General features: G+C 65.4%; 10 protein-coding genes and 2 tRNA genes. 9 read left to right on the top strand and 3 right to left on the bottom strand.

Annotated features, from left to right (window positions below):
• Positions 1 to 14: 14 nt before the first annotated feature.
• Positions 15 to 509 (top strand): ribose-5-phosphate isomerase, encoded by a 495-nt coding sequence (locus BLT71_RS12580; protein WP_091720779.1) that lies wholly within the window; start codon positions 15 to 17, stop codon positions 507 to 509.
• Positions 509 to 1,462 (top strand): Fpg/Nei family DNA glycosylase, encoded by a 954-nt coding sequence (locus BLT71_RS12575; RefSeq protein ID WP_091720776.1) that lies wholly within the window; start codon positions 509 to 511, stop codon positions 1,460 to 1,462. Before BLT71_RS12580 ends, BLT71_RS12575 begins: the two co-directional genes overlap by 1 nt.
• Positions 1,463 to 1,614: 152 nt before the next feature.
• On the opposite strand, the gene BLT71_RS12570 is transcribed toward BLT71_RS12575, so the two are convergent.
• A tRNA-Gly gene (locus BLT71_RS12570) sits at positions 1,615 to 1,688 on the bottom strand.
• Positions 1,689 to 1,818: 130 nt separating this feature from the next.
• Between BLT71_RS12570 and BLT71_RS12565 the strand changes: the two genes are divergently transcribed.
• From BLT71_RS12565 to BLT71_RS12540, 6 genes are all read left to right on the top strand, one after another.
• Positions 1,819 to 1,893 (top strand) — tRNA-Pro (locus BLT71_RS12565).
• An 82-nt stretch (positions 1,894 to 1,975) separates the two neighbouring features.
• Positions 1,976 to 3,376 (top strand): trigger factor, encoded by a 1,401-nt coding sequence (tig, locus tag BLT71_RS12560; protein WP_091720774.1) that lies wholly within the window; start codon positions 1,976 to 1,978, stop codon positions 3,374 to 3,376.
• Positions 3,377 to 3,610: 234 nt separating this feature from the next.
• Positions 3,611 to 4,231, top strand: coding sequence for an ATP-dependent Clp protease proteolytic subunit (locus tag BLT71_RS12555; RefSeq protein WP_015937344.1), 621 nt, complete (start codon positions 3,611 to 3,613; stop codon positions 4,229 to 4,231).
• A gap of 40 nt (positions 4,232 to 4,271) precedes the next feature.
• Complete coding sequence (locus tag BLT71_RS12550; RefSeq protein WP_015937343.1) at positions 4,272 to 4,931, top strand: ATP-dependent Clp protease proteolytic subunit; 660 nt, start codon at positions 4,272 to 4,274, stop codon at positions 4,929 to 4,931.
• A gap of 176 nt (positions 4,932 to 5,107) precedes the next feature.
• A complete protein-coding gene (clpX, locus tag BLT71_RS12545; protein WP_056079756.1) occupies positions 5,108 to 6,388 on the top strand; it encodes an ATP-dependent Clp protease ATP-binding subunit ClpX in 1,281 nt (426 codons plus the stop codon).
• 73 nt (positions 6,389 to 6,461) lie between these two features.
• Positions 6,462 to 7,076, top strand: a complete 615-nt coding sequence (locus BLT71_RS12540; protein WP_091720771.1) for a mycothiol-dependent nitroreductase Rv2466c family protein — start codon at positions 6,462 to 6,464, stop codon at positions 7,074 to 7,076.
• 346 nt (positions 7,077 to 7,422) lie between these two features.
• On the opposite strand, the gene valS is transcribed toward BLT71_RS12540, so the two are convergent.
• Complete coding sequence (valS, locus tag BLT71_RS12535; RefSeq protein WP_091720768.1) at positions 7,423 to 10,041, bottom strand: valine--tRNA ligase; 2,619 nt, start codon at positions 10,039 to 10,041, stop codon at positions 7,423 to 7,425.
• A 148-nt stretch (positions 10,042 to 10,189) separates the two neighbouring features.
• Between valS and BLT71_RS12530 the strand changes: the two genes are divergently transcribed.
• On the top strand, positions 10,190 to 10,951 hold the full coding sequence (locus tag BLT71_RS12530) for an SDR family oxidoreductase (protein WP_091720766.1): 762 nt from the start codon (positions 10,190 to 10,192) through the stop codon (positions 10,949 to 10,951).
• Between the two features lie 46 nt (positions 10,952 to 10,997).
• Here BLT71_RS12530 and BLT71_RS12525 read toward each other — a convergent pair whose 3' ends face one another.
• The gene (locus BLT71_RS12525; protein ID WP_091720764.1) at positions 10,998 to 12,041 is read right to left on the bottom strand and encodes an endonuclease/exonuclease/phosphatase family protein; all 1,044 of its coding nucleotides are present in this window, start codon (positions 12,039 to 12,041) and stop codon (positions 10,998 to 11,000) included.
• Between the last annotated feature and the right edge of the window lie 314 nt (positions 12,042 to 12,355).

The raw sequence follows: 12,355 nt of genomic DNA, 5'->3' as shown, positions 1-12,355 counted from the left end.
AACGGAACCTGAACGTGACCTCATCCCCTTCCTTCCCGCGGGTCCACATCGCCACCGACCATGCAGGAATGGAGCTCAGCGCCCACCTGGTCTCCCACCTCACTGCCAAGGGCTACGACGTGGTGGACCACGGACCCAAGGCCTACGACGCCCAGGACGACTACCCGTCCTTCTGCATCAACGCAGCCCTCGCCGTCGTGGCCGACCAGCAGGCAGGCGTCCACGCCCTGGGCATCGTGCTGGGCGGCTCGGGCAATGGCGAGCAAATCGCGGCCAACAAGGTCAAAGGCGTCCGGGCAGCACTGGCGTGGAACCTCTCCACCGCCACCCTGGCCCGTGAACACAACGACGCCAACGTGGTGGCCGTCGGCGGCCGCCAGCACTCCGTGGAGGAAGCCACCGGGCTGATCGAGGCGTTCCTGGCAGAGCCGTTCAGCAACGACGAACGCCACGTCCGCCGGATCGGCAAAATCGCGGCTTACGAAACCACCGGCGAGGTCATCGAGTAGTGCCGGAAGGCCACTCCGTCCGCCGGCTGGCCCGCCAGTTCGGGGACGTTTTCACGGGAGAGCGCCTCGCTGTCTCCAGCCCGCAGGGCAGGTTCAGCGGGGGAGCGGCCCTGCTGGACGGCCACGCCCTGGTGGCCGCCGAAGCACACGGCAAGCACCTGTTCCTGCATTTCGACAACGCCCTGGTGCTGCACGTGCACCTTGGCCTGTACGGCGCGTGGAGCTTTGGCGGTGACCGGACGTTTACCGGGTCTTCCAGCATCGGAGCGCCCCGCCGGGTAGGGGAGAAGGAGTCCCCTGCAGGCAGCGACGCCGGGGCCTCCTACGCGGGGCCGCCCGCCCCCGTTGGTGCCGTCCGGGTCCGGCTGGCCAGCGGCCATGGCTGGGCCGACCTGCGGGGTGCCACGACGTGCGAAACCATCACTGCCGCCGAAGCCGATGCCGTGCTGGCGCGCCTGGGGCCGGATCCGCTCCGGAACTTGCGCGGTGACGCGGGCCGCTTCGCCAGGAACCTCCGCACCCGCAAGACTCCCGTCGCGGCGCTGCTCATGGACCAGAAGATCGTCGCCGGCGTGGGCAACGTCTACCGTGCCGAGGTCCTGTTCCGCCGCCGGCTGGACCCCTGGATGCCGGGAACGGATGTGACGGAACCGGACGCCCGCAACCTGTGGCGCGACGTCGTCAGCGTCATGACCGATGGCGTGGCGGACGGCAGGATCATCACCACGCCGCCGCGGTACTGGGCAGTCAACGGCACCACGGCGGCCAAAGCTGCGCGTGCCGGGCGGGACGTTCCGGCCAAGAGCGGCAGCTTTCCGCGCGGCGAGGACGCCCATTATGTCTATAAGCGGCAGGGGCTGCCATGCCGGGTCTGCCGCACCCTGGTGCTGATCGCCGAACTCGCGGGCCGCAACCTGTACTGGTGCCCGTTCTGCCAGCAGCCGCAGGAATAACAGCTGCCCGCCCGGGCCGAAACAGGGCACTTTGGCGCGGACTCGCCGGGCAGCACTGTGCTTTTGGCCCGTCCGGGCCGGCAAAGCGCCCCACGAGCGCACGGAGGCAGCCTTAAACAGGAAAGGCCCCTCCGAGGAGGGGCCTTGCTGTTTGGAGGGGACGACGGGAATCGAACCCGCGTAATCAGTTTGGAAGACTGAGGCTTTACCATTAAGCTACGTCCCCGAAGGAAGCTCCGTATTCGCGGAATCTTCGGGCTGGCTGTTCAAGCCGGATACAACTAAACCTAATCCATGGCCCACGTGTCAAATGTGCATTCGCGACGCGTATCACCGTAGACTTGCCTGTGCACTTACGGGGTGTAGCTCAGCTTGGCTAGAGCGCCTGCTTTGGGAGCAGGAAGTCGCAGGTTCAAATCCTGTCACCCCGACTCTGCGGCCCGGCCACTCGGATCGGGCAGGAACATTGCGTTCCGCAGAGACCCATCCCACAATCCCAGGAGTACTTAGACCGTGAAGAGCGCTGTCGAGAACCTCACCCCCACGCGGGTCAAGCTCAACGTTGAGGTTCCCTTTGAGGAACTGAAGCCCAGCATCGACTCGGCTTACAAGACCGTAGCTTCGCAGATCCAGGTCCCTGGGTTCCGTAAGGGCAAGGTCCCCGCAAAGCTCATCGACCAGCGCGTCGGCCGCGGCTATGTCCTCGAAACCGCCATCAACGATGGCCTCAACGGCTGGTACCAGGCTGCCGTGCAGGAATCAGGCATCCGCCCCCTGAGCCGTCCCGAGGTTGAGATCACCGAGGTTCCGGACCCGTCCGCCACCGACGGCGGCCTGAAGTTCGCTGCCGAGGTTGACGTCCGTCCCGAGATCGAGCTGCCCGACTACGCCGGCATCAAGGTTGAGGTTGCCGCCGCTGAGTCCTCTGACGAAGACGTTGACAAGGCCCTGGACGAACTCCGCGGGCGCTTCGGCACGCTGAAGTCAGTTGACCGCCCGGCCGCCGACGGCGACTTCCTCACCATCGACATCACCGCCACGATCGACGGCGAAGAGGTTGACTCCGCTGCAGGCCTGTCCTACCAGGTAGGCGCCGGCACCATGCTTGAGGGCATGGACGAGGCCGTTACCGGCCTCAGCGTGGACGAAGACGCAATCTTCGACACCACCCTGGTGGGCGGTGACCACGCCGGCGAAGCCGCACAGGTAAAGGTTGCAGTCAAGGCCGTCAAGGAGCGCGAGCTGCCTGAGGCCAACGACGACTTCGCCCAGCTGGCTTCCGAGTTCGACACCCTCGCCGAACTGCGCGAAGACCTGGCCAAGCAGGCAGCTGAGTCCAAGGTTGTGGAGCAGGGCGTCGAGGCCCGCGACAAGGTCCTGGACAAGCTCGTTGAGCTGGTTGAGGTTCCCGTGCCGGACAGCGTTGTCGAAGAGCAGCTCGAGGCCCACTTCAAGGAAGGCAACGGCCACGGCGAAGGCGAGCACGACACCGAGGAGCACCGCGAGGAAGTGCGCGCGAACACCGCCCGCGCTTTCCAGAACGAGATCATCCTCGACGCCATTGCCGAGAAGGAAGAAGTCGACGTCAGCCAGAACGAGCTGATCGACTACATCGTCACCACGGCCAGCCAGTACGGCATGGACCCCAACCAGTTCGCCCAGATCATCGATCAGAGCGGCCAGGTCCCCATGATGGTTTCCGAGGTCCGCCGCCGCAAGGCACTGGCAGTTGTGCTGGGCCAGGCCACGGTCACCGACTCCGAAGGCAACACCGTTGACCTGAGCGACTTCGTCCGCCCCGGCGGCGAAGAGGAAGCTCCGGCCGCCGACGCCGAGGTCACCGAGGCTGACGCCGCAGAGGGCGAGGCCACCGAGGCTCCTGCCGAGGACGAGAAGGCTGACGCCAAGGCATAGCCTCCACACAGGCATGGACGAACGGCCCCCGGATCATCTGATCCGGGGGCCGTTCGCGTTGAAACCCCGCGCCGGGGCGCCGGGTGCCGGCATCGTGCGCCGTCAGCGAACAGCCGCAGGGGCGCGAACAAAATGTCGGTGAAACCGGTTAGTGTCCAAGTAGTGATTTTCAGTGATGTCACCGTCACCAGCGAGAGGTAAGTAAACATGTCACAGCACCAAGAGGCCCCCCGGATGGCGACCGTCGATCCCGCAGCCCAGGACAACTACATTTACAACCGACTCCTGAAGGAGCGCATCATCTGGCTCGGGTCGGAGGTGCGTGACGACAACGCCAACGCCATCTGCTCGCAGCTGCTGCTCCTCTCCGCCGAGAACCCTGAGAAGGACATCTACCTGTACATCAACTCTCCCGGCGGATCCGTGACGGCCGGCATGGCCATCTACGACACCATGCAGTTCATCCCCAACGACGTCGTCACCGTGGCTACCGGCCTTGCCGCTTCCATGGGGCAGTTCCTGCTGTCCTCCGGCACCAAGGGCAAGCGCTACGCGACCCCCAACGCCCGCGTCCTGATGCACCAGCCCTCGGGCGGCATCGGCGGCACGGCCTCGGACATCAAGATCCAGGCTGAGCTCATCCTGCACATGAAGAAGGTCATGGCAGAGCTGACCGCCGACCAGACCGGCCAGACCGTTGAGACCATCCTCAAGGACAACGACCGCGACAAGTGGTTCACGGCCGCCGAAGCGCTCGAGTACGGCTTCTTCGACAAGATCGCCGCGCACGCGGGCTCCGTCTCCGGCGGCGGCGGAACCTCCAACGGCTCCGGCCAGTCGTCCTCCGAGAACTAATTCCCGGCTACCAGAACCCTTTCGATCAGGAGCAATAATTATGAACTACAACTTCGGGTGGTCTGCCGGTAATCTTCCGTCCAGCCGCTACGTCCTGCCGCAGTTCGAGGAGCGCACACCTTACGGCTTCAAGCGCCAGGACCCGTACACCAAGCTCTTCGAGGACCGCATCATCTTCCTCGGCGTACAGGTGGACGACGCCTCGGCCGATGACATCATGGCCCAGCTGCTGGTGCTCGAGTCCACTGACCCGGACCGCGACATCACCCTGTACATCAACTCTCCCGGCGGCTCGTTCACGGCAATGACTGCCATCTACGACACCATGCAGTACATCCGCCCGGAGATCCAGACGGTGTGCCTGGGCCAGGCCGCCAGTGCCGCAGCCGTCCTGCTCGCTGCAGGTACCCCGGGCAAGCGCCTGGCACTGCCCAACGCCCGCGTCCTGATCCACCAGCCCGCCCTGTCCGGCGGCCAGGGCGGACAGGCATCGGACCTCGAGATCCAGGCGGCCGAAGTGATGCGCATGCGGTCCTGGCTCGAGGACACCCTCGCCCACCACTCCGGCCGGACGTCCGAGCAGGTCAACAACGACATCGAGCGCGACAAGATCCTGACCGCGGCAGAGGCACAGTCCTACGGCCTGATCGACCAGGTCCTGGATTCACGCAAGATCAAACCTCAGGCAATTACGAGGTAGCAGTACCCAAAAGGCCGGCGGGGCCAGTTCATTTTGGCCCCGCCGGCCTTTTCCTTCCACCCTTGGGAGCCAATGTGACCTAGAGTGGAAGTTGTCACAAACCGGCCCGCACGGTCCGGGGAAGATTCCAGCAACGGTGCAAGCTGCGCGGCAGCAGGATACTAAGGGGTTCACATATGGCTCGGATTGGCGAGAGCACGGATCTGCTGAAGTGCTCTTTCTGCGGAAAGAGCCAGAAGCAGGTGCGGAAGCTCATTGCCGGGCCCGGTGTCTACATCTGCGATGAGTGCATCGAACTGTGCAACGAAATCATCGAAGAGGAACTCGCCGAGGTCGCCGACCTTGGCAGCTTTGAACTGCCCAAGCCGCGCGAGATCTTCGACTTCCTGCAGGAATACGTCATTGGCCAGGAACCGGCCAAACGGTCCCTCGCCGTGGCGGTCTACAACCACTACAAGCGCATCCAGGCCGGCCACGCGCCGAAGTCCGGGAACCTCGGCGACGGCGGCCACCACGACGACGTCGAGATCGCCAAATCGAACATCCTGCTGATCGGCCCCACGGGCTGCGGAAAAACGTACCTCGCCCAGACCCTCGCCCGCCGCCTCAACGTGCCGTTCGCCGTCGCCGACGCCACAGCACTGACCGAGGCCGGGTATGTGGGCGAAGACGTCGAAAACATCCTCCTGAAGCTCATCCAGGCCGCGGACTACGACGTCAAGAAGGCAGAGCAGGGCATCATCTACATCGACGAGATCGACAAGATCTCGCGGAAGAGCGAAAACCCTTCGATCACCCGGGATGTTTCCGGTGAAGGCGTTCAGCAGGCGCTCCTGAAGATCCTCGAAGGCACTGTTGCCTCGGTACCGCCGCAGGGCGGACGCAAGCACCCGCACCAGGAATTCATCCAGATTGACACCACCAACGTCCTGTTCATCGTGGCAGGTGCCTTCGCCGGACTCGAAGAGATCATCGGGTCCCGGTCCGGCCGCAAGGGTATCGGCTTCGGCGCACCCCTGAACGACGCGAGCAAGAAGGTGGACTCCTACGGCGAAGTGATGCCGGAGGACCTGCTCAAATTCGGCCTGATCCCCGAGTTCATTGGCCGCCTCCCGGTCATCACCACGGTTTCCAACCTGGACCGGGACGCCCTGATCCAGATCCTGTCCACGCCCAAGAACGCACTGGTGAAGCAGTACCAGAAGATGTTCCAGATTGACGGCGTGGAGCTGGTCTTCGACGACGGCGCCCTGGATGCGATCGCCGACCAAGCCCTGGAACGCGGCACCGGCGCCCGCGGCCTGCGTGCCATCCTCGAGGAAGTCCTGCTTCCGGTGATGTTCGATCTTCCCAGCCGGGAAGACGTGGCCAGCGTGGTCATCACCGAGGATGTCGTCCTCCGCGGCGCCGAGCCCACCATGATCCCGCACGTGACCAAGCGGCGGAAGTCCGCCTGAGCCGCGTTGCCCGCAACACCCCCGTCAGCGGTGGCTGCCTCCTGCGCCGCCACCCCTACCTGAAGGATTAGCCATGACTGAAACCGCCAAGAACCGCGCCGACTTCTGGTTTGATCCGCTGTGCCCGTTCGCCTGGATCACTTCGCGCTGGATCGGCGAGGTGGAAGCCGTCCGCGACATCGAAACCGTCTGGCACGTCATGAGCCTGGCAGTCCTCAACGAAGGACGCGACCTCGACCCCGAGTACCGCAAGTCCATGGACAGCGCGTGGGGCATGGTCCGCGTGATTATCGCGGCCCAGCAGGAACACGGCGACGCCACCGTCAAGGCTCTCTACGACGCCATGGGCACCCTGATCCACGAGGGCGGCGAGAAGGACCGTACCGTCGTGATCACCAAGGCCCTGGCCGAGTGCGGGCTTCCCGCCTCCCTGGCAGAGGCTGCTGAGTCTGACGCCTACGATGCCAAGCTCCGGGCCAGCCATCAAGAAGGCATCTCCCTCGTGGGCCAGGACGTCGGCACCCCCGTGGTCGCCTTCAACGGAACGGCATTCTTCGGACCGGTCCTCACGCGCATCCCGCGCGGTGAGGTGGCCGGCAAGCTGTGGGATGCCACCACTGCCATGGCCTCCTACCCGCACTTCTTCGAGCTGAAGCGCAGCCGCACCGAACGCCCCGAATTCGGCTGAGCCGGCGCGCGGCTGCCGCCGCTGAAGACTTCAAGGGCCCCGGAAGAACTACTCCCATGTAGTTCTTCCGGGGCCCTTGTGCATGCCTGCGCACAGGATCAAAATAGTTCTTACCAACTTCGAAAGAAGGGGGACGCAGGAACCAAAGATCCAGTGAAATGTATTCGACGCAGCCTTTGGCGAAGCCGGATACGAGCTACCAGTGACGAGGTAGGAAGACCTGGAAATCCCCGGATTCTGCCAGACCATCAAGTTCGTCACGAGATGGCCGAAAAAGTCGAAGCCCCACCAACGGCAAAACGCTGATGGGGCTTCCCCTTTGCCCTGAAACAGGGCGTGCACCGGACTAGACGGCCGCTGTCTCCTCAGGGGCAGCCAGGGTCACGTCGCTCACGGTCAGTTCCCCTTCGCCCACCACCAGGGTGATCTCCCGGGCGTTGGACGCCGCCTTGAGGTCGGACAGGCCGGCCTTCAGCTGGGTGGTCAGAGCCTCCGAGGCGCTGATGGTGGCAGAGAGGACCTCGGTCCGCTGCTTCACCTTTGCCTCGGACTTTGCCTTGCGGACACCACTCAGGGCGTTACCGACGGTGGCGAGCATGGTGGTGTCGCCATCCACCTCGACGCCGGCCGGCCAGGCGGCGCGGTGAACCGAGCCCGTGCGCCACCAGCCCCAGACTTCCTCGGTGGCAAACGGCAGGAACGGCGCGAACAGGCGCAGCAGCGTATCCAGCGTGGTGGCCAGGGCCGCCAGCACCGATGCCTGCTCCGCTTCGCCGGCCGCGCCGTAGGCACGGTCCTTGATGAGTTCCACGTAGTCGTCCGTGAACTGCCAGAAGAACGTTTCGGTCAGCTGCAGGGCCCGGGCGTAGTCGTAGTTATCGAACGCCTTCGTGGCCTGGGCAACGACGTCGGACAGTTGGGCCAGCAGGGCGCGGTCCAGCTTGTTGGTCAGCACCGAAAGATCGCCGGACACCACAGAGTTCTCCGTGGCACCAAGGTTCAGCACGAACTTTGAGGCGTTCAGGAGCTTGATGGCCAGGCGGCGGCCGATCTTCATCTGGGCGATCTCGTAGGCGGTGTCGGCGCCCAGGCGGGCCGAGGCCGCCCAGTAGCGGACGGCGTCCGAGCCGTACTCGTTGAGGACATCCGTGGGTACCACCACGTTGCCCTTGGACTTGGACATCTTCTTGCGGTCCGGGTCCAGGATCCAGCCGGAGATTGCTGCGTGCTTCCAAGGTGCGGTCTTCTGCAGTGCATCGGCACGGACAGCGGAGGAGAACAGCCAGGTGCGGATGATGTCGTGGCCCTGCGGGCGGAGGTCGAAGGGGAAGACCTTGTCGAACAGAGTCTCGTCCCGGCTCCAGCCGCCCACGATCTGCGGGGTCAGCGAGGACGTGGCCCAGGTGTCCAGGACATCCGCGTCGCCGGTGAAGCCGTTGGGCTGGTCGCGCCGGGATTCGTCGAAGCCCGGGGCTGCGTCCGCTGCGGGGTCCACCGGAAGCATGTCATCGGAGGGCAGGACGGGGTTGTCGTAGTCCGGGTTGCCCTGGGCGTCCAGCGGGTACCAGACGGGGATGGGCACGCCGAAGAAGCGCTGGCGGGATACCAGCCAGTCACCGTTCAGGCCGGCAATCCAGTTTTCGTAGCGGGAGCGCATGAAGGCCGGGTGGAAGTTAATCTCCTGGCCCCTGGCGATCAGGCGTTCGCGGCGCTCTTCGTCGCGGCCGCCGTTCCGGATGTACCACTGGCGTGAGGTCACAACCTCGAGCGGCTTGTCGCCCTTTTCGAAGAAGTTCACCGGGTGGGTGATCTTCTTCGGTTCGCCGTCCAGCAGGCCCGCAGCGCCGAGCAGTTCCACCACTGCTTCCTTGGCGGAGAACGCCGTCTTGCCGGCGATCGCAGCGTAGGCTTCCTTGCCGGCCTCGGTGGTGATCCAGTCCGGCGTTTCGGCGATGATGCGGCCGTCGCGGCCCATGATGGCGCGGGTTGGCAGCTGGAGTTCACGCCACCAGGTGACGTCGGTAAGGTCTCCGAAGGTACACACCATGGCGATGCCCGAGCCCTTGTCAGCCTTGGCCAGCGGGTGGGGCCTGACCTCAAGCTCGACGTCGAAGAGGGGAGACCGCACGGTCTTGCCGAACAGCGGCTGGTACCGCTCGTCGTCGGGGCTTGCCACCAGCGCGGCACACGCGGCCAGGAGCTCCGGGCGGGTGGTCTCGATGAAGATCTTGTCGCCGGCCTCGGTGAAGAAGGGGTAGCGGTAGTAGGCACCGGGAACCTCGCGGTCCTCCAGCTCGGCCTGGGCAACGGCGGTACGGAACGTGACGTCCCACAGGGTGGGTGCCTCGGCCATGTAGGCGTCACCGGCGGCCAGGTTGGCCAGGAACGCGCGCTGGGACACCGCGCGGGAGGTGTCGTCGATGGTGCGGTAGGTCAGGTTCCAGTCGACGGACAGGCCGAGGGTCTGGAACAGGTTTTCAAAGACCTTCTCGTCCTCAACGGCCAGTTCCTCGCACAGCTCGATGAAGTTCTGGCGCGACACGACGTCGAAGTCGCGCTGGTTCTTGGCGGGCTGCGCCGGCGGCCGGTAGTCGGCGTTGTACGGGATGGCGGGATCGCAGCGCACACCGTAGTAGTTCTGCACCCGGCGTTCGGTGGGCAGCCCGTTGTCATCCCAGCCCATGGGGTAGAAGACGTTCTTCCCGGTCATCCGCATGTACCGCGCCTGGACGTCGGTCTGCGTGAAGGAGAACATGTGGCCCACGTGCAGCGAGCCCGACGCCGTCGGCGGGGGAGTGTCGATCGAGTAGACCTGCTCCCGGGTGGTGTCCGGGTTGAACCTGTAGGTTCCTTCATCCAGCCAGCGCCGGGTCAGGGCAGCCTCGAGGCCTTCCAGTGCCGGCTTGTCGGGAACGTTGATGGGGGCGGTGGTGGGCGTGTCTGTACCCTGTATGTCTTCAGCCATTGGGCAATTCTTTCATGCTCCGTTCAATCCCGGAGAAACGCCCGTGGCCACGGCGGCATCCTGCCGTAGATCCGGCCCGGGGGCGTCCCCTTGACGCTGTGTAACGCCCGGTCCGCCCGATGCGGGAACCTCCCGTTAGGGTGGTGCCATGACTGACGAATTGCAGCACAGCAAGGCAGCCCTGGTGACCGGCGCAAGCACCGGCATTGGTGAAGCGACGGTGCGCGCCCTGCGCGCGGAAGGCTGGACGGTGTTCGCCGTAGCCCGCCGCGAAGACCGCCTCGCGTCGCTGGAGGCCGAGACCGGCGCCGTCGCCGTTCCCGCTGACATTGCCGAGGACGACGACGTGTCCCGGCTGGTGGAAAAGGTCACCGCTGCCGGGGGTATCGATACGCTCATCAACATCGCCGGCGGCGCCCGCGGCGCGGACCGGGTGGCGGAAGCCAGCACCGCGGACTGGGAGTGGATGTACCGGGTCAACGTGCTGGGCACCATGAAGCTGACCCGTGCGTTCCTGCCGATGCTCCGTGCCAACGGCGAGGGAACGGTGCTGAACCTGACCTCCACTGCCGCGATTGCAGCCTACGAAGGCGGAGGCGGCTACAACGCGGCCAAGTTCGCCCAGCACGCCCTCACCAATGCGCTCCGGCTGGAGGAAGTGGAAAACAACATCCGGGTGATCGAAGTGGCGCCCGGCCTGGTGCAGACCGAGGAATTCGCGCTCAACCGCCTGGGCAGCGAACAGGCCGCGGACAAGGTCTACGAAGGCGTGGAGAAGCCGCTGACCGCGGCGGACGTGGCCGACGTCGTCCGGTACGCCGTCAGCGTCCCGCACCACGTCAACCTGGACGAAATAGTCATCCGGCCGGTTGCCCAGGCCGCCAACCACAAGCTCATCCGCAAGGGCTGAGCCCGCCGGCAGGCCAGTGCCATAGCCGCGCAGCATTCACGGGTGTTCAGGCAGCCGGAACCGCCACCGTTGCGAAGATGGCCGCATGGTCGGTGCCCGGAACCCCGTGGACCTGGTAGCCGCTGCTGCCAACCCGGGGACTTGTCACCACATGGTCGATGGCGATGCCGGGCAGGCGCGTGCCATCCATGGGCCACGTAGGCAGGAGCCTTGACCCGGCGGCCGCAGCCACGTCCACCAGGCCGTCCTCTCCGGCCCGAAGGAGGCTCCGGAACTCTGCATGGTCGTAGGTGGCGTTGAAATCACCCATCAGCAGCCTGTGCCCGGGCCGTTCCGCCAACCGGGACAAGGCCTTGAGATCGCTCCGCCATTGACCCACCCGGGTGTCCACAGGCGGCAGGGTGTGGACGTTGGTCAGTTCCAGCACGGCACTGGCACCACCCCCGCTTCCGGTGGCCGTGATCCTGGCCGTCGGCATCAGGAACGGGGTGTCCGGCAGCAAACCCACCGGCTCCAGCGGATGGCTTGAGTACACGGCGCTGCCAGCGCCGTCATCCGTGGGTTGGCTGATCCTGTGGGGCAGCAGCGAACCGAGGCCTTCAGCGGCCAGCCGTTCCTGGAGATCCTGCGAGTGTTCCTGGACGGCGAGGAGCGCCACCTTCTTCTCCCTCACCAGCCGGACAATGGTGGCGGCGTCCGCCCGGCCAAACTGGGAATTGATGCTCATGACGTTCAGCTCCACCGTGGCCGGTGGCTGCTGCTCCGTTGGCGACGCCGCCGGCGCTGCGGCAGCCGCGGGGGAGGGGCGGGCAACATCCAGGGGAAAGAGCCAGAAAAGCTGGCAGACCAGGAGCCCTGCCGTCACCGCCTGCAGCCATCTCCGGCCACCGAACAATGCCAGGACCAGGGCCACGCCCGCGGGGACCGTCAGCCATGGCGTGAAGGCCAGCAGCTGGACCACCAGGACCGGCCACTCCGCGCCGACAGCCCGGAAAACGGATATCACCAGCACCGGCACTGCGGCCAGGAGCGATAACCACGTGCACACGACTGGGAAGCGTGCGGGGACCCGCCGGCCGGAAGAAGTCATGGAAGTGAGTCTAGGCACGGCAGGCGCCCGAGCTCACAGCTCATCAGTGCCCGCCATGAGCCGGCCCCGGGGAATGGAAATGCAGGCGGACCCGATAGTAGACTCATCAAAGGCTATGACCCGGCAATCACCGGTGAGCTTCCGGAAGAACGCACCACCCGCCGTCCGCGGGGCGTGCCAGTAGAACCGGACGGGTAAGCCCGTTACAGCAGTAATGAGAGGCCGGGGCAGCACAGTTCCTGTGGAACACACTGCGCCGGTAAGTGAGGTGGTACCGCGGTAAGCGTGCAGTCCTTGGACCGCACAGCGAGCCG

It is taken from the genome of Pseudarthrobacter equi, from assembly GCF_900105535.1.
GTDB lineage: Bacteria > Actinomycetota > Actinomycetes > Actinomycetales > Micrococcaceae > Arthrobacter > Arthrobacter equi.
Note: the sequence above shows the minus strand (reverse complement) of the source record. Positions and strands in the feature narration are given on the sequence as shown.